This is a genomic window from Rhodovibrio salinarum DSM 9154 (assembly GCF_000515255.1).
Classification (GTDB): domain Bacteria; phylum Pseudomonadota; class Alphaproteobacteria; order Kiloniellales; family Rhodovibrionaceae; genus Rhodovibrio; species Rhodovibrio salinarum.
In genome coordinates this window covers 3,794,131-3,810,479 of the sequence record NZ_KI911559.1, presented here as the reverse complement: position 1 = coordinate 3,810,479, position 16,349 = coordinate 3,794,131, and the positions used below count along the sequence as shown (strand labels likewise).

Genomic DNA, 16,349 nt, shown 5'->3' with positions numbered 1-16,349 from the left:
TCCGGTCTGCGCCTACGCTGTGGCCGTGTCGGTGACAGAGTTATGAATGCGCGCGCCGGGCAGGACGATCGTGATCGTGGTGCCGTGGCCGGGTTCGCTATCGATATCCAGCCGGCCGCCGTGCAGATGGGCGAGCGCGGCGGTCAGGGTTAATCCCAGGCCTGTGCCGCCAGCCTTGCGCCCTGCCGAGGTCTGACCGAACGCGCGGACCGCTTGTTCGAGTTCCGTCTGGTCCATCCCAGGGCCTGTGTCGGTGACCGCGATCTCGAGGTTGCCATCGTCGGCGACGTCGGTGGACACGTCGATGCGCCCGCCGAGTGGCGTGAACTTGAGGGCATTGGATATCAGGTTGATCAGCATTTGCTTCAACGCCAGACGGTCTGCGGTGATGGTGACCGCTTCGGTCGTTTCGGTCGCGAAGGTGAGGGTGTGTTCCGCCGCCTTGTCATGGAACAGCCGTTGGGTCTCCTGGGAGACTTCGTTCAGGACAACTTGCTCTTCTCGCAGCTCCATCTTGCCGGCTTCGATCTTCGAAAGGTCGAGGATCTCGGTGATCAACTGCAACAGGTGTTCGCCGCTGGCGTGAATGTCGTGGGCGTACTCGCGGTAGCGCGCTTGGCCGAGCGGACCGAAGGCTTCCGTCTTGATCATCTCCGAAAAGCCCATGATGGCGTTCAAAGGGGTGCGCAACTCGTGGCTCATCAGGGCCAGAAACTGTGATTTGGTTTGGTTGGCGACTTCCGCGCGGTCGCGTTCGGCAACCAGTTGGCGTTCGACTTCCTGGCGCTGGGCGATTTCGGCTTCAAACGCCGTATTCTTGTTTTCGAGTTCCGCCGTACGTTCGGCGACCCGTCTTTCCAACTCCGCGTTGAGGTTTTGCAACCGCGTTTCTGCTGCCCGACGCCGGTCAATTTCCGCCTGCAGCTCGGCGTTGGACTGCGCCAGCATGGATGGGCTCGGCAAGGCGAGCAGCTTGGGCAGAAGCGGCCATAGCACGATCGCGGTGGCGAGCGAGACAAGAGCGGTGATCGCCTTCAGCAGGCCCTCGATCGCGTAGTCCGGGTTCCAGATCGTCCATACGCCGAACAGGTGCGTGGTGCCGCAGGCGACAATGAACAGCATGAACAGCCCGGCCACCCAGCGATACTGCAGGTCCCGGCGCTTGATCGTGAACAGCGCCAGGACCACGGGGATGGAGAAGTACGCCGCCCCGATCAGGAGGTCCGACCCCGCGTGCAGCCAAAGTACAAGCGGGTCCCACAGGTAGCACATGCCGTGCGGCATGAAGCTGTCGGACGAGAAAAAGCCCGCGAGGGAATCGATGAGCATGAGCTGTCCGTTGCTGGTTCACAGGCGGCTATGTCGCAGTTTGGTGCGCGGTGGCCGCGTTATCACGACACGAAACACGCGTAGAGGTTAAGGTGTGGTGTAAAACGCGTGTTACGCGTGTGTTGATCCAGCGGATCAGGACATGGGGCCGATGGCAGTTCAGGCAGCAGTCTGCTAGGTTATGAAGCATCATGACAGTGCCCTATACTCAAGACATCGATGGTTGTTTCGCACGCGGCTCCGCTCCAGAGGGGTTGCCGCCGGAACGTTTGAAGCCGTGGTTGACCCGTGCCGGGGAATCGCTGGCACGCTTGCGCGCCGCGTGCGGAGACGGCAGTGCGCCAGCGTTCATCCAGTTAGCCGAGCGGGCTGACGACCTGGAGCCGGTCCAGCGTTTGGCCCGCCATTTCGGCACCGGATTCGACACGATGCTGGTGCTCGGCACCGGCGGCTCGTCGCTCGGCGGGCAAGCGGTCGCGGCGTTGGCGCAGCGGGGATTCGGCCCGCCGCAGGGGGCGCCCGAGGTGCGCTTCCTGGACAACGTCGACCCGGACACTTTCCATGCGATGGCTGCCCGTCTCGATCCGGCGGAGACCGGTGTTTTGGCGATCTCCAAGTCCGGCGGCACGGCCGAGACGCTGTGTCAGTTGGCCATCGTGATGGCTTGGCTGGGCGCGGCGAACGGCGATTCGCATCTGTGCCAGCACGTCGCCGTGATGACGGAAAACCTGGACAGCCCGCTCGGCCAGATCGCCCGTGACCATGGGCTGGGGGTGCTCGATCACGATCCCAATCTGGGCGGGCGCTTCTCCGTGCTCTCGACCGGGGCGCTGCCGGCGATGCTGCTGGGCCTGGACGTGCACGCACTGCGCGCGGGTGCAGCGGCTGTGAACGCCGCCGCGTTCGAAACCGACGATCCGACAATGGCCCCGCCGGCACAGGGGGCGGCGGTGCAGGTGGCGCTGGCGCGCGAGGCTGGGGTCAGCCAGTCCGTGCTGATGCCCTACTGCGACCGGCTGTTCTGGTTCGCCCGCTGGTACCGCCAGCTGTGGGCGGAAAGCCTGGGCAAGCAGGGCAACGGGACCACACCGATCGACGCCATCGGCACGGTCGACCAGCACAGCCAGCTGCAGCTCTACCTCGACGGGCCGGCGGACAAGCTGTTCACGCTCGTTAATGTGCCGGCCGGCGAGCTTGGAGCCGCGGTCGACCCCTATCTTGTGCCCGGCGCCGACTACCTTGCCGACGCAACAATGGGCCAGCTTTTCGAGGCGGAGGCGCGGGCCACTCGCGACTCGCTGCTGGCGCACGGCCGGCCGGTGCGCACGCTCGACCTGCAGGCGCTTGACGAAACCCGTCTGGGCGCGCTGTTCCAGCACTTCATGCTGGAAACCGCGATCGCCGCCGACCTGCTGGGTGTCGACGCCTACGACCAGCCGGCGGTCGAGGACGGCAAGCAACGTACCAAGGCGTTCATGCGCGAACGCAAAGGGTAGGGCGCCTTGGCGACGATGCTGCGGCGGTTGCCCGACGGCCTGATCAATCGGATCGCCGCCGGCGAGGTGGTGGAGCGCCCGGCCTCGGCGGTGAAGGAGCTGGTCGAGAACAGCCTGGACGCGGGCGCCCGGCAGGTCGATGTGACGCTGCGCGACGGCGGGCGGGCGCTGATCCTGGTCGCCGATGATGGCCATGGCATGGAGGCCGACGAGCTGCAGCTCGCGATCGACCGGCACTGCACCTCCAAGCTGGACGGCGACGATCTGGTCAACATCGGCTCGCTCGGTTTCCGGGGGGAGGCGCTGCCCTCGATCGGCGCGGTCTCGCGTCTGACGCTGGCCAGTCGGGCGCAAGGGGGCGACGCCGCCTGGCAGATCCGGGTCGAAGCGGGGGCTGCGGGCCCGGTTGAACCGGCGCGCCTGCCAAGCGGGACGCGGGTCGAGGTGCGCGATCTATTCTACGCCACCCCGGCGCGGCTCAAGTTCCTGAAGCAGCCCCGGACCGAGCTCAGCCACGTACAGGACACGCTGCAGCGCCTGGCGATGGCGCACCCGCAGGTCGGCTTCACCCTGGCCGACGGCGACCGGCAGGTGCTGCGCTATCCCCCGGCCGAGGCCGGCGATCTGTTCGATGCCCGCCTGACCCGTCTGTCCGCGGTGATGGGCAAGCAGTTCGCCGACAACGCCATGGCGATCCAGGCGGAGCGGGAGGGCGTGCGTCTGACCGGCTATGCCGGCCTGCCAACCCTGAACAAGGCGAACGCGCAAAGTCAGTTCCTGTTCGTCAACGGTCGGCCCGTGAAGGATCGGCTGCTGCAGGGGGCGCTGCGCGGCGCCTATCAGGATGTGCTCGCGCGTGACCGCCACCCGATGGCGGCGCTGTTCCTGGAGCTGCCGGCGGCGGAGGTCGACGTCAACGTCCACCCGGCCAAGGCCGAGGTGCGCTTCCGCGAGCCCGGGCTGGTGCGTGGCCTGATCGTCTCCGCGATCCGCCACAAGCTGGCAGAAGCTGGTCATCGTGCCTCTGGCAGCGTTGCGGAGCAGGCGTTGGGCGCGTTTCGCCCGGAAGGTGCGGGTGTCCCGCCTGGCGGCGGCAGCGGGGCGTATGCGTACGCGCCGCGCGGCGGTTCGGGGGGCGCCGCGTATGCTCCCGGGCAGCCGGCTTACGCTTCAGCCGGGATGCAGGAGACCGCGGCGGCCTATCACGCGCCCCTGCCACAGATGGACCAGGCACCGAGCGCCAGGGCGGAAGCGCCGGCCGCCGAGGCACCGGCCACTGGCACGGAGCATCCGCTGGGCGCGGCCCGCGCGCAACTGCACGAGAACTATATCGTGGCGCAGACCGAGCGTGGGTTGGTGCTGGTCGACCAGCATGCCGCACACGAGCGTTTGGTCTACGAGCGCATGAAGGCTGAGCTGGCCGCGCGCGGCGTCGCCCGCCAGGGCTTGTTGATCCCGGAAGTGGTCGAGCTGGAAGCGCGCGCCGCCCAACGCGTCGCCGACCGTGCCGAGGAACTGCAACGTCTGGGGCTGACGGTCGAGGCGTTCGGCGGTGGCGCGCTGGTGGTGCGCGAGGTGCCGGCGCTGCTAGGCGAGGTCGACGTACAGGGCCTGATCCGCGATCTCGCCGACGAGCTTGAGGAGAGCGACGACACGCTCAGCCTGGAAGACCGCCTGCACAGCGTGTGTTCGCGGATGGCCTGCCACGGCTCTGTCCGCTCCGGCCGCCGGCTCACCATCGACGAAATGAACGCGCTGCTGCGCCAGATGGAGGCGACCCCCAAGAGCGGTCAATGCAACCACGGCCGCCCGACCTACATCGAACTCGGCCTGGACGAGATCGAAAAACTCTTCGGCCGGCGTTAGACGGGCACCACCAAGACACGAAGGCACCAAGAGGCCGTGCGGATTTGCTTAGGTTTCGCCGAATAAGAGGAGGGGGCGGGGGTGGAACCGATTCCGGCAGAAACAGATCAACTTGCCCGCGCTTGCGTCGACAGTGCGCTCAAGGTTCACCGTGCTCTCGGTCCGGGCCTCTTGGAGCAGGTTTATGAACGTTGTCTGGTATATGAGCTTGGGCAACGTTGTATCGAGTGTGCCCGGCAGTTCACTGTACCGATTTATTATGACGGCGTGAAACTCGACAGCGACTTGAGGATCGATCTGTTGGTGAGCAATCAGCTCGTGGTCGAGATAAAGGCGGTTGAGGCGGTGCTACCGGTGCACCGCGCTCAACTGCTTACATACCTAAAGCTAACAGGCCACCGGCTGGGTCTATTGATCAATTTCAATGTGCCGGTGATCAAGGATGGCATTCACCGGATTGCTCTGTAAGGTACTTCGTTGATGCGATACCACCACCTTGGTGTCATCGTGTCTTGGTGGTGAACCTTCCAAGACCCCTTACCGCTCCGTTGGATCGTTGCCGGCGTCGTGGGCGATGGCGAGGCCGAGGGCGGACCAGTCCTTGTCGCCGTGGCCCCGGGCGGTCAGGGAAAGCAGGCGGTCGCGCAGCAGGCTGGCGAGCGGCATCGGCACCTTCGCCTGCCGGCCCGCGTCCAGCGCCAGACCGATGTCCTTGAGGCCGAGCGTCGCGGTGAAGCCGGCGGGCGCGTAGGCGTGCCGGGCGATCAGGTCGCCGTAGTTCTTATAGGCGGGGCAGGCGAACAGCGTCTCGGTCATCTGGGCGTTGACCTGCTCCCGGGCGATCCCCTGTTGCTCGCAGAAGGCGTAGGCCTCGCCCATCGCCTCCATGGCGCTCGCCAGCATGAAGTTGCCGGCCAGCTTGACCACATTGGCGGCGGCGACGTCGTCGCTGCCGTAGTCGTAGAAGCCCTGCGCGAACGCCGCGCACACTGGCTGCGCGCGCTCCTTGTAGCTGTGCCAGCCCGACCAGGTGACGAACAGTTTGCCCGCGGCCGCCATGTCCGGCCGGCCGAACACCGGGGCGGCGAGGTAACCGACCTCATGCTCGGCGTGCGCGTCCGCCAGCTTGCGCGCGGTTTCGGGATGAATGGTCGACATCGAGACGTGCAGCCCGCCGGGGCTCAGCGCCTCGACCAGGCCGCCGTCGCCGAGCGCGACCTCCTCCAGCGCGGCGTCGTCGGCCAGCATGCTGAGAACGATGCCATGCGGCTTGGCGACTTCCGCGAGCCGCTCTGCCTTGCGGGCGCCCTGGTCGACCAGCGCCTGCATCTTGTCGGGCGAGCGGTTCCAGACGGTAACGTCGAAGCCAGCCTTCAGCAGGTTCTCCGCCATCGGCCGGCCCATGGCGCCCAGGCCGACGAAGCCGACGTGCTGCTTGGTCATCGCGCGTGTTTTCCTTTCCCGAACGTGATTGTTCAAACCAACCGCCTGTTAGGTGGCGGCGGGAGAGGCGCGCCACAACCGCGTCCGGGCTACCGGCGCGCGCGGGCGAAACGTCGCAGCAGGGTTTTTTCCACCTCGACCACGGCGAACAGGGCAAGCCCGGCGGCGGCGATGGTGATCCAGGACCCCGCGGACAGGCCAGCCGTGCCGAACAGCGTCTGCATCGGCCCCCAGTAGGTGAACGGCATCTGGATCGCCAGCACCAGCACCACCGATAGGCCTGCCGGGCCGGCGCTTGCGAGCGCGTCGCGGGACAGGGCCGGGCCGTTCAGCCGTCGGGCGTTGAACAGGTAGACGATCTCGCCCGCCACCAGCATGTTGACCGCGAGCGTGCGCGCTTCCTCGATCGCCATGCCGCGGTCGCGGGCGAGCGCGAACAGCCCGAACACCGCCAGCACCAGCAGGGCGGAGACGAACGCCACCCGCCAGACCAGGAAGCCTGACAAAATCGGCTCGTCGCGCCGGCGCGGCGGCCGGCGCATGACGCCCGGCTCCCCCGCTTCGAACGCCAGCGCGAGCGCCAGCGTCACGGCCGTCACCATGTTCACCCATAGGATCTGCACCGGGGTGATCGGCAGCAGCGTGCCGAACGCGATCGCGGCCAACAGCGTGAAGGCCTCGCCGCCGTTGGTGGGCAGGATGAACAGGATCGCCTTCTTCAGGTTGTCGTAGACGATCCGCCCCTCGCGCACCGCCGCGGCGATCGAGGCGAAGTTGTCGTCGCCCAGCACCATCTCCGCGGCCTCCTTGGCCGCCTCGGTGCCGCGCTGACCCATTGCGACGCCAACGTCGGCGCGCTTTAGCGCCGGGGCGTCGTTGACGCCGTCGCCGGTCATCGCGGCGACCTGGCCTTTGGCCTGCAGGGCACTGACCAGGCGCAGCTTGTGTTCCGGCGTGGTCCGGGCGAACACGTCGGTGTGCGCCACCGCCTCGGCCAGCTGCGCGTCGTCCATCTGGTCCAGCTCGCGCCCGGTGAGCGCCGGCCGGTCGCCGCCGATGCCGAGTTCGCGCGCGACCGCGCCAGCCGTGGCGGCATGGTCGCCGGTGATCATCTTCACCGCGATTCCGGCCGACCGGCAGTCAGCCACGGCGTCGGCCGCTTCCGAGCGTGCGGGGTCGAGCAGCGCGAACAGGGCGAGCAGCGTGAAGCCGCCGCGCTCGATGTCCGGGAAGGAGAGCTCTTGGTGACCGTCGTGGGTCGCGCGCTCGGCGACCGCCAGCAGGCGGTAGCCCTGGCCGGCGAGTGTGTCCATCCGGGCCTGCCAAGCCTCCGGATCGAGGGGCACATCCCCGCCGTCGCTGCGCGCCTGATCGCACAGGGCGAGCACACGTTCCGGCGCGCCCTTCAGCCAGACCACCCGCTGGCCGTCGCCACGGTCCTGCAGGCTGGCCATGAACTTGTGCGCGCTTTCGAACGGGATGGTGTCGGCCCGTCGGCCGGCAGGCGTGCCACCGCTCTTGAGCGCCAGCGCCTTGAGGGCGCCATCCACCGGATTGCCGCTGAGGCGCATGTCGCCCGGGACTTCGGGGTCGGGCGAGAGCTCCGCGTCGTTGCAGGCATCGCCGGCGCAGATCGCCGCGGTGAGTGCGGGGTGGTCGACGGCTGCCACCGGCGTGTCGTCGCGTGTGATCTCGCCGTCGGCGCCGTAGCCCTCGCCGGTGACGGCGAAGGTGGCGTCCTGCGTGGCCACCCGGCGCACGGTCATTTCGTTGCGGGTCAGGGTGCCCGTCTTGTCCGAACAGATCACCGTGACCGCGCCCAACGTCTCGACCGCCGGCAGGCGGCGGATGATCGCGTTGCGCCGGGCCATCGCACTGACCCCGATCGCCAGCGTGATCGTCATGATCGCGGGCAGGCCCTCGGGGATCGCCGCCACTGCCAGGCCGACGGCGGCCAGGAACATTTCGTCCAGACCGTAGCCGCGTGCCAGCACGCCGAAACCGAAGGCGATCGCCGCCAGCCCCAGAATGCCGGCGGTGAGATAGCGGCCGAACACCGCCATCTGTTGGAGTAGCGGGGTGGTCAGGGTCTCCACCCGCGACAGCATGCTGGAGATTCGGCCGATTTCGGTCGCCGCTCCGGTGGCGACCACCACGCCGGTGCCGCGTCCGGAGACGACCAGCGTGCCGGAATGGGCGATGCCGCGCCGGTCGCCCAGATCCGCGTCGACGGCGACCGGCTGCGGGTCCTTGTCGACCGCCAGCGATTCGCCGGTCAGGGCAGCTTCCTGCACCTGCAGGGAGCGGGCGCGCACCAGCCGCAGGTCGGCCGGTACCTTGTCGCCGCTCGCCAGGTGAACGAGGTCGCCCGGTACCAGATCTTCCGCCGGCACCTGCTGGCGCTGGCCGCCGCGGGTGACGTTGGCCTGCGGCGACAGCATGGCCGCGATCGCGGCCAGTGCGTTCTCCGCCTTGCCCTCCTGCAGGAAACCGATCACCGCGTTGATCAGCACCACGCCCAGGATCACGCCGGTGTCGATCCAGTGGCCGAGCGCGCCCGTGACCGCACCGGCAGCCAGCAGGACGTAGATCAGGACGTTGTTGAACTGCTGTGCGAAACGCTTGAGCGGCCCGCGCCGTGCCGCCGTGGGCAGGCGGTTGGGACCGTGCCGGGTGAGCCGCTCGCGGGCCTCGCTAGCTGATAAGCCGGATTCGGTATCGGTGGCGAGGTCCGCAGCGACCGCGTCCGCTGGGCGGGCATGCGGTGGTTGGCTGGCGGGGGTGTTGCTGTCGGGAACAGGTTGGGAATCGGGCATGACAAGGCCTCACGATGCTGCGCCGCAGCATAGTACGTCCAGCCCTGTCATGCACGTGTAGGAATAGCGCAGCCGCCCTGCATCGAGCGCGGCGTGTTGGCGCCCCTAAAGGGTCATTTGGCGGGCGCGGGTCGCACGCTCGATCGCGGCGGCTTCCAGCCGGCCGACGGCGAGTTCGTGGCGCAGCATCTCCAGCAGGCGCAGTTCTTCCTGCGAGGCGAAGCCGTCGGCGGCCGCGATGTCGCAGGCGAGCGCATAGGCCGTCTCGATCAGCTTGTGCGGCAGGGCTGCCCGAATGGTCTCGATCGCGGTGTCGAGACCATTCTCGCCGCGCAACAGTTCGGCGCAGTCCTGCGCGTAGGTCGACAGCTTGTCGCGGTCGAAGTCGTGGAACACCGGCCAGTGGCTGACGACGTTACCGATGTGCTCCAGTTCGTCGTCGCTCATCTCGCGGTCGGCGGCGGAGACGAGGACCATGGTGTAGATCAGGGCGGCGTGATGGTCGATCATGACGCGGTGCTGCTCGCTTCGTTCGTTGTCATCGCGCGGCAGCTATCGCCCGCCGCTGGCACCCGCGTCAATGCAGCAGGCGTGTCCGTTATACGTCTGGGCCGTGCGTGGCACGTTTGCGCGTTATGTTAGACGGAAGGCGACCGGTTGCCACGCTGCGGCGGTTGCATCGTCAAGGCTTCGTCGATTTTATGGACAGAACGTTCAGTCTAAATGAACGTCTGAGGCTATTTCGGCTGTCCTCGGGGGATGTGCGGCACGTCAGGCATTCTTGCTGCCTGGCACCCGCGCCCGAGTAGGCAACCAACCGCACACGACAGATCGGACGGAACGCATGTCAAAGCTTCAGGAAAACGTTCGCTTCGCCGTCCTGCCGCTGGCGAGCGATGCAACGCGCGCCAGCGAGTTCGCGCGCACGTTGGCGCCGCACCCGCTGGTCCATCAGGAGCTGCCCTACGACCCCGAATACACGATGTACAACCGACGGCTGACCGCGATGACCATGACCAGCGGTTCGGCTGAAGAGGCCTACTGGAAGCTGCGGCGCGAGGTCATCCTCCGGCATACCGGCGAGCTGCCGATCGAGGTGCGTGGCCCGGATGCGGAACGGCTGTTGAATGCCGTCTTCACCCGCGACATCGCCAAGGTGAAGGTCGGGCGATGCAGCTACCAGATCGCTTGCGACGACGCCGGCGGGGTGATGATGGATGGCGTGCTCGTTCGCCTCGCCGACGACCGTTTCTGGTACGGACAGGCCGACGGCGACCTGACGCAGTGGCTGAAGGCGCACGCCCGCGGCCTGGATGTCGAGATTTTCGACCCGGATGTCTGGATCAGTCAGGTCCAGGGCCCCGACTCGCTCAAAGTCCTGGAGGCCGCGGTCGACGGTCCCTACCCGGAGCCGTTCCGCTATTTCGATGCCGCGTGGGTGACGATTGCCGGCCAGGACGTCGTCGTGACCCGCACCGGCTTTACCAACGAACTCGGGTGGGAGGTCTATCTTGGCCCTGAGATCGATGTGCGCGCGGTGGGGGCGCGTATTTTGGAGGCCGGGAAACCCTACGACCTCACGCCGGTCGCGGTTGGCGGCGCGCGGCGGATCGAAGGTGGGCTGCTTAACGCGGGGTCCGATTTCGACGAGACGGTCACGCCCTACGAAGCCGGCCTCGGCGCGATGGTCCGGCTGGACAAGGGCGAGTTCATCGGCAAGGCCGCGCTGGAGAAAGCGGACCAGCGCTGCCGTACCTGGGGCCTGCGGGTTCCGGGCGGCGTGGCCCGGATCGGCCGGAACCTGATCAAGGACGGCGTGTCGGTCGGCCGCGTCTGCTCGTCGGCCTGGTCGCCCTTTCTGCAGTGCGGGGTCGCGATCGTCCGGCTCGACGATCCCGAGATCGCGCCGGGCACGGCGCTCGACGTCCTCTGCCAGGACGACCAGACCCGGGCGGGCGAGACCTGCGAACTGCCGATGTACGACCGCAACCGGGACATCCCCCGGGGCAAGGCGGTAGATATCCCGGAAATCCCGGCAGGCTGAGCCCGGTCGCCGGGACTGTTGGCGCCGGGGTCACGGGAGCCTAGCCGTCCTCGCTACCAAGGAACCCGCGTGTCCGCCGCACTGCCTCCGCCAGGCCGACGCGTTCGACCTCGACGCCTTCGGGGAAGGCGCCGGCCAGGCGGCTCGGCATCATCGGATCGAGCAGGACGAACACGCCGTGGTCGTCGCCCTTGCGGATCAGGCGACCGAACGCCTGCTTCAGGCGCAGGCGGGTCAGCATGTCGTCGTAACGCCGCTTGCCGAACAGCTCCCGCCGGGCCTTGTGCCGGATGTCCGGGCGCGGCCAGGGCACCCGGTCGAACACGATCAGGCGCAAGCTGCGTCCCGGCACGTCGACGCCGTCGCGCACCGCGTCGGTGCCGAGCAGGCAGGCGTCTTCCTCCGCCCGGAAGATGTCGACCAGGGTCGAGACGTCGAGCCCGTCGACGTGCTGGCTGAACAGTGACAGGCCGGTTTCCTCCAGCGCCGGGCCGATCTGCTCGTGGACCTTGCGCAAACGGCTGATCGCGGTGAACAGGCCGAGCGCGCCGCCGTGGGCGGCCAGGAACAGCTCGCGGTAGGCGGCGGCGACCTGGGTCATGTCATCCTTGCGGACGTCGGTCACCACCAGGACACGGGTGTTGGCGGCGTAGTCGAACGGCGACTTCACCTCCGCCCGGATCGCGGGGGCGGGCAGGTGGCTGGCGCCGGTGCGCAGTTCGGCGGCCTGCCAGTCGCTCTCCCGGTCGCCGGAGCCGTCGGTCAGCGTGGCGGAGGTGATCACCATGCCCTGGCTCGGCTGGGCGACGTACTGCGCGAACGGCTGCGTTGGATCGACCCAGTGGCGGTGCAGACCGACGTCGATGTCCCGGCCGTCGGCGCGTTCGACCATCAGCCAGTCAACGTAGGCTTCCGGACTGGCGGCGTCCTGCGCGGCCTGCAGCATCTGTCGCCAGGCGCCGACCTGTAGCAGCCCGCGGCGGGTCAAGGAACGGCAGGTCGCCTCGATCCGCCGGCGGGTGTCGCTGTCCAGGTCTTCGGCGTCCGCGTCCAGGCGGGCGTACAGCCCGTCGTGCAGGCGCTTCATCGGCCGGTAGAGCGCCTCCAGTGCCGTGTCCAGTTCGCCCGCGCCGTCGACCAGCGGCTGGATCGCCGGCCGCAGCTCGGTTTCCAGGCTGTAGGGATCGCCCGGACGGCTGACGCGGGCGTAGACCTGCTGGCGCACAGCCGCCAGGAAGCGTTCGGCCGGGCCAGCCGCGGCATCCTCGGTCAGGCGCCCGTGCCAGCCCTCAGCCGGCAGGCAGCGGGCCGCGCGCAGCGTCTCTTCCAGCGCCTCCGGGACGTCCGGATCTTCTCCCAGCAGATCCTCTACCCGGCGCTTCAGGCCGCGGATCCGGCTGGACGAGCGGCTGGAGCGATCGGCGCCCAAGAGCCAGCGACGCAGCTCCACCGTCTCGCGCCCGCTCAAGTGCGCGGAAAATGCGCTGTCGGCGGCATCGAAGACATGGTGCCCCTCGTCGAACACGGTGCGCGGCGGGATCGTGCCTTCTTCGCCGCCGCCCAGCGCGGCCTGGATCATCACCAGCGCGTGGTTGGCGACCACGATCTCCGCCCGGCGCGCGCGGCGGATCGAGCCTTCGATGAAGCACTTCTTGTAGTGCGGGCAGGCGGCATAGATGCATTCGCCGCGCCGGTCGGTCAGGCCTAGTGTGCGCCCGCGCCCGACCAAGTCCGGCAGCCAGCCGGGGAAGTCGCCGCCGACCATGTCGCCGTCGCGCGTGCGCTGGGTCCAGCGCGCCATCAGCCCGACCGCGAGCGCGTCCTGCGGGCGTACCTCGATGCCGCGCACTGCCTCCTCGTAGTTCAGCAGGCAGAGGTAGTTCTCGCGGCCCTTGCGCACCACGACCTTGCGCTGCTTGTCCCGCATCTCCGGGAACAGGCGGTCGAGTTCGGTGTCGATCTGGTGCTGCAGGTTGCGGGTGAAGGTCGACAGCCAGACCGGACCCTGGTTCTTCTGCGCCCAGACGCTGGCGGGGGCGACGTAGCCCAGCGTCTTGCCCACCCCGGTGCCGGCCTCCGCCAGTACCAGGTTCGGGCTGTCCTCGGCTTCGCGGGGCTGGAACGCCTGCGAGACGGCGCTGGCATAGTCCGCCTGCTGCGGGCGTGCCTCGGCGTTGGGGCCGAGTAGCTGCGACAGCCGCCAGCGGGCCTCCTGCGCGCTGACGCCGTCGTTCCCGGGTGGGGCCTCGGGCGCGGAGTCCGACCACTCGCCGAACCGCTCCCACACCCGCAGGCCGACACCGCGGCGCGGCGGGCCGGCTTCGCTGTCTTCCACGCCCAGCGCGCCCAGGACGTAGGGGCCCCATTTCCAGCCCGCGCGCGCCATCGGCCAGGCGATGCCGGCCGCGTCCCGGTCGCGCGCGCCGCTCGCCGCCAGTTCGCGCAGCAACTGCGCCATCGCGCGGTGGATGGTGTTCGCCGCGTCCTCCAGCTCGTCCGGGCGGGGCAGGTCGAGCGCGTCGGCCAGTCCACGTGGGGTCGGCGTGCAGAAGCTGGCCGGCCGGACGAAGGCGTAGAGTTCCAGCACATCGAAGAACTCGAAATCCGGCCGTGCGCCCAGCCGCCGGGCGGTTGCCGGCGCGTGGCAAACCAACGGCGCTGAGGCGCGCGCCTTGGCCAGCGCGTCGTCGTGGCTAAGGCGCAGCACCTCGCCATCGGTTTCCAGCCAGCCGGCCCCCGACAGCCCGGGGGCCAACGCGGGCGCGCGCGGCACCCGCAGGCGGGCCTGGGGACGACTTTCGGATGGGGAGGGGGCGGGCGGCTCAGCTGCGGTCATGGTGCGCGCGAGTATAGGGATCGCTGAAACGCGCCGCCATGGGGCCGATGGGCGTTCAGGCGTAGGTTAACCCGACCGGCATGATGCATGGCTAAGGTATTTGGGGAATACCACTAGCGGTGTCGGGGTGGTTTACACATCTTTCGATCTGCTTATCGCGGACGTCGTGGTGGTTTACAGCGGTTATTGCAGTATGCGGGCTGGTGTCGTTTTTGCGTTTCCGATCAAGGTCCTGCTCGATTGGCACGCTTATTGAATGCCAACGGGTGAGCCGCATCCGTGCGGAACACCGACAACAGTGGGATACCAAGATGCCCAACCGCTCGAAAACCGCCTTCGCCGCTGTCCTGCTGGGCACGGTGGCGATGTCGTCGCCGGCTCTGGCCGGTTTCATTGACTTCGAGGATGCCCCGTCGCGCGGCCTGTCCGACAACGACACCCTCACCGGCCAGTACCAGGCGACGGACGGCGTGACGTTCAGCGGCGCGGTCCTTGAGGAGAGCGGCACGAACCGGCCGGACGGCTTTCTGAACGACCAGTTGAATGCGCGCGATGCGGAGACCGGGACGCCGACGCCGGGGCTTGGGAGCTACTTCCTGCGGACCAATGACGATTTCTCGAATCGCGGCCCCGGCGACACCTTTCTGAGCGTTGTCTACGATACGCCATCGAGCGCCGCTTCCGGCGAGATCTGGGACATCGACGGCAATAGCTCTCAGGGTACCGAGAAGTGGGACGTCGTGTTCAGCCTGGCCGGCGGCGTGGTCGCCACGCTGGAAAGTCCCGAGGGCACGACCAACGGCGCCAGCTCGCTGGACGGCCTGCCGTGGCTGTTCGAGTACTCGGGCTCGGCGTTCGACCGGATCGACTTTGTCTTCTCCGGCTCGAAGCAGACCGGCATCGGTCTCGCGTTCGATAACTTCCGCACCGGCACGGCCGTTCCGGTCCCGGCGACCCTGGGCCTGCTCGGCCTCGGCCTTGCGGGGCTGGGCGTCGTGGCCCGCCGCCGCAAGACGGTCTAGCCTCTAAACCAGGCGGGTCGCGGCGCGATCCGCCTGGCTCGACCGGCGATTTGCCGCCCCGGCGCCATCGCTGCGCCGGGGCTTTCTGTGTGCCGTGTGCCGAACTCGTACGGGGCAGTGGCGGCGGGCTCGGACTTCGGGGGTCTCCATAGGCGGCTGGGCTCAGCGGCGCGAACCGTTTGTCTCCCCATCGTCGGCCGGTCGGGGGATGGCCGTCACCTCGATCGCATCGGCCTTGGCTTCGGCCTGCGCCAGGTCGTAGTCCATCTGCATGCCAAGCCAGGTTCTGGGGACGCAGGGCTATCGCATTTGGCCGAGGATGTCGTAGGCGATCTGGTTGGACCAGCCGACCCGCTTGCGTTTCAGGCTGATGGAGAGATCCCGTCGCGCGTTGCGTAGCAAGTTGAGGGCCAGCTTGCGCAACACAGCGAGGTTCTCGGGGGCGTTGTCGGCCCGGTTGCGGGCTCTGTCCTCATCGAAGGTTTCGTCGAGGACCCAATGTAGGCTGTTCTCAATCCGCCAATGACCGCGCACGGCCTCGGCGAAGCGTTGGGCGGTCATCTTTGCGGACCCAAGGTAGTAGCGCCGCGTTATGGTGGTCTGGCCGTTGCGTGTCACCTCGGCCTCCACCATCGCGAGGCAGCCCAGCCCAGGCGGTAGCTCTGGCAGCCCTGCGGCGGTTTTGGGTCCGTTGAGCCAGCTGAGATCATGGCTGACATAGTGTCGCCGGACCTCGATCCGCCCGTGGCCCTTGTCGGTCGTCACCAGCGGTTCGATGCCGTGGCCTTCGGCAGCTTCAAAGAGCTTCGCCACCTCGCTGTGCAACGCGGGGCGATTGTCCTTCAACGCCAGGAGATAGTCGCCGCCCTGCTCCAGCACCGTCCGGACGGTCTCGTCCTGGCAGTGGATCGCATCCGCGGTGACCAGAACCCCGCGCAGATCCAGGCACGCCAGAAGCGCCCGCGCGGCCGTGATCTCGCTATCGCCGTCGCCCGACCGGAAACCTTTCTGGCCCAGGACGACGCCTCCCTCCGCGGAGAACGCGGTCACCGCCTCGAGTGGCGACCGGTTGGCCGCCGCGTCGAACGACCGGCGCAGGGTCTTGCCATCGATCGCCATGATCCCGCGGCTGTCCTGGTTCATCTCCTCCAGGAACCGGCCGAAACACTCGGTGAAAGCCTCGGGGTCCAACAGCCGAAACACCCGGGAGAAGGTGTCGTGACTGGGGATGCCGTTGTTCAGATCCAGGAACTCGTCGAACAGGTCTTTGCGATCGACACCGAAAGCCGCGAACTCGGTACAGTTTTGCGCACCGGCGATCGACGCCGTGAGCGCGATCGTCAGCACCTCCATCAAATCATGCTGCGTGGCATTGCCGGTCCGCGGATCTGGCAGCTCGGCGAAGGTCAACTCGAACCAGGACAACGGGGACCTCCTCTGGATTCGTGTCCCCGACATTCGAATCGTCAAAACCCGCCTACGCTACCCCAGAACCGG

The 16,349-nt window shown here is 68.0% G+C and carries 11 protein-coding genes; 5 read left to right on the top strand and 6 right to left on the bottom strand.

Translation table 11 applies throughout. The features are described from left to right. Positions 1-12 precede the first annotated feature (12 nt). A complete protein-coding gene (locus RHOSA_RS23385) occupies positions 13-1,329 on the bottom strand; it encodes a sensor histidine kinase (RefSeq protein WP_051432290.1) in 1,317 nt (438 codons plus the stop codon). 191 nt (positions 1,330-1,520) lie between these two features. On the opposite strand from RHOSA_RS23385, the gene RHOSA_RS0117715 reads away from it, so the two are divergent. The 3 genes from RHOSA_RS0117715 (at position 1,521) to RHOSA_RS0117705 (ending at position 5,159) form a co-directional block, all read left to right on the top strand. Further along, positions 1,521-2,825, top strand: a complete 1,305-nt coding sequence (locus RHOSA_RS0117715) for a phosphoglucose isomerase-related protein (protein WP_081728818.1) — start codon at positions 1,521-1,523, stop codon at positions 2,823-2,825. Positions 2,826-2,840: 15 nt separating this feature from the next. Next, positions 2,841-4,691 carry a DNA mismatch repair endonuclease MutL gene (gene mutL / locus RHOSA_RS0117710; protein ID WP_037256601.1) on the top strand — a complete coding sequence of 617 codons (1,851 nt, stop codon included), beginning with the start codon at positions 2,841-2,843 and terminating at the stop codon, positions 4,689-4,691. Between the two features lie 81 nt (positions 4,692-4,772). Then, positions 4,773-5,159 (top strand): GxxExxY protein, encoded by a 387-nt coding sequence (locus RHOSA_RS0117705; protein WP_027289726.1) that lies wholly within the window; start codon positions 4,773-4,775, stop codon positions 5,157-5,159. 69 nt (positions 5,160-5,228) lie between these two features. Here the strand turns inward: RHOSA_RS0117705 and RHOSA_RS0117700 are convergent, their stop codons facing one another. The 3 genes from RHOSA_RS0117700 to RHOSA_RS0117690 form a co-directional block, all read right to left on the bottom strand. Next, a complete protein-coding gene (locus RHOSA_RS0117700; protein ID WP_276570092.1) occupies positions 5,229-6,170 on the bottom strand; it encodes an NAD(P)-dependent oxidoreductase in 942 nt (313 codons plus the stop codon). A gap of 53 nt (positions 6,171-6,223) precedes the next feature. Continuing rightward, positions 6,224-8,950: an HAD-IC family P-type ATPase gene (locus tag RHOSA_RS0117695; protein ID WP_027289724.1), complete on the bottom strand. Its 2,727-nt coding sequence runs from the start codon at positions 8,948-8,950 to the stop codon at positions 6,224-6,226. A gap of 105 nt (positions 8,951-9,055) precedes the next feature. Continuing rightward, a complete protein-coding gene (locus RHOSA_RS0117690) occupies positions 9,056-9,460 on the bottom strand; it encodes a tellurite resistance TerB family protein (RefSeq protein ID WP_027289723.1) in 405 nt (134 codons plus the stop codon). Between the two features lie 334 nt (positions 9,461-9,794). Here RHOSA_RS0117690 and RHOSA_RS0117685 point away from each other — a divergent pair, with 334 nt between their 5' ends. After that, positions 9,795-10,994: an aminomethyl transferase family protein gene (locus tag RHOSA_RS0117685; protein ID WP_027289722.1), complete on the top strand. Its 1,200-nt coding sequence runs from the start codon at positions 9,795-9,797 to the stop codon at positions 10,992-10,994. A gap of 40 nt (positions 10,995-11,034) precedes the next feature. On the opposite strand, the gene RHOSA_RS0117680 is transcribed toward RHOSA_RS0117685, so the two are convergent. Beyond that, positions 11,035-13,830: an ATP-dependent DNA helicase gene (locus RHOSA_RS0117680; RefSeq protein ID WP_027289721.1), complete on the bottom strand. Its 2,796-nt coding sequence runs from the start codon at positions 13,828-13,830 to the stop codon at positions 11,035-11,037. Positions 13,831-14,141: 311 nt separating this feature from the next. Between RHOSA_RS0117680 and RHOSA_RS0117670 the strand changes: the two genes are divergently transcribed. Beyond that, positions 14,142-14,852: a VPLPA-CTERM sorting domain-containing protein gene (locus tag RHOSA_RS0117670; RefSeq protein ID WP_027289720.1), complete on the top strand. Its 711-nt coding sequence runs from the start codon at positions 14,142-14,144 to the stop codon at positions 14,850-14,852. A gap of 300 nt (positions 14,853-15,152) precedes the next feature. Here RHOSA_RS0117670 and RHOSA_RS0117660 read toward each other — a convergent pair whose 3' ends face one another. Further along, positions 15,153-16,277, bottom strand: coding sequence for an ISAs1 family transposase (locus tag RHOSA_RS0117660; protein WP_027289719.1), 1,125 nt, complete (start codon positions 16,275-16,277; stop codon positions 15,153-15,155). Positions 16,278-16,349 lie beyond the last annotated feature (72 nt).

Coding starts and splice junctions, on each gene's coding strand:
- RHOSA_RS23385 (WP_051432290.1), bottom strand. CDS start 1,329: ATGCTCATCGATTCCCTCGCGGGCTTTTTCTCGTCCGACAGCTTCATG.
- RHOSA_RS0117680 (WP_027289721.1), bottom strand. CDS start 13,830: ATGACCGCAGCTGAGCCGCCCGCCCCCTCCCCATCCGAAAGTCGTCCC.
- RHOSA_RS0117670 (WP_027289720.1), top strand. CDS start 14,142: ATGCCCAACCGCTCGAAAACCGCCTTCGCCGCTGTCCTGCTGGGCACG.
- RHOSA_RS0117695 (WP_027289724.1), bottom strand. CDS start 8,950: ATGCCCGATTCCCAACCTGTTCCCGACAGCAACACCCCCGCCAGCCAA.
- mutL (WP_037256601.1), top strand. CDS start 2,841: ATGCTGCGGCGGTTGCCCGACGGCCTGATCAATCGGATCGCCGCCGGC.
- RHOSA_RS0117690 (WP_027289723.1), bottom strand. CDS start 9,460: ATGATCGACCATCACGCCGCCCTGATCTACACCATGGTCCTCGTCTCC.
- RHOSA_RS0117685 (WP_027289722.1), top strand. CDS start 9,795: ATGTCAAAGCTTCAGGAAAACGTTCGCTTCGCCGTCCTGCCGCTGGCG.
- RHOSA_RS0117715 (WP_081728818.1), top strand. CDS start 1,521: ATGACAGTGCCCTATACTCAAGACATCGATGGTTGTTTCGCACGCGGC.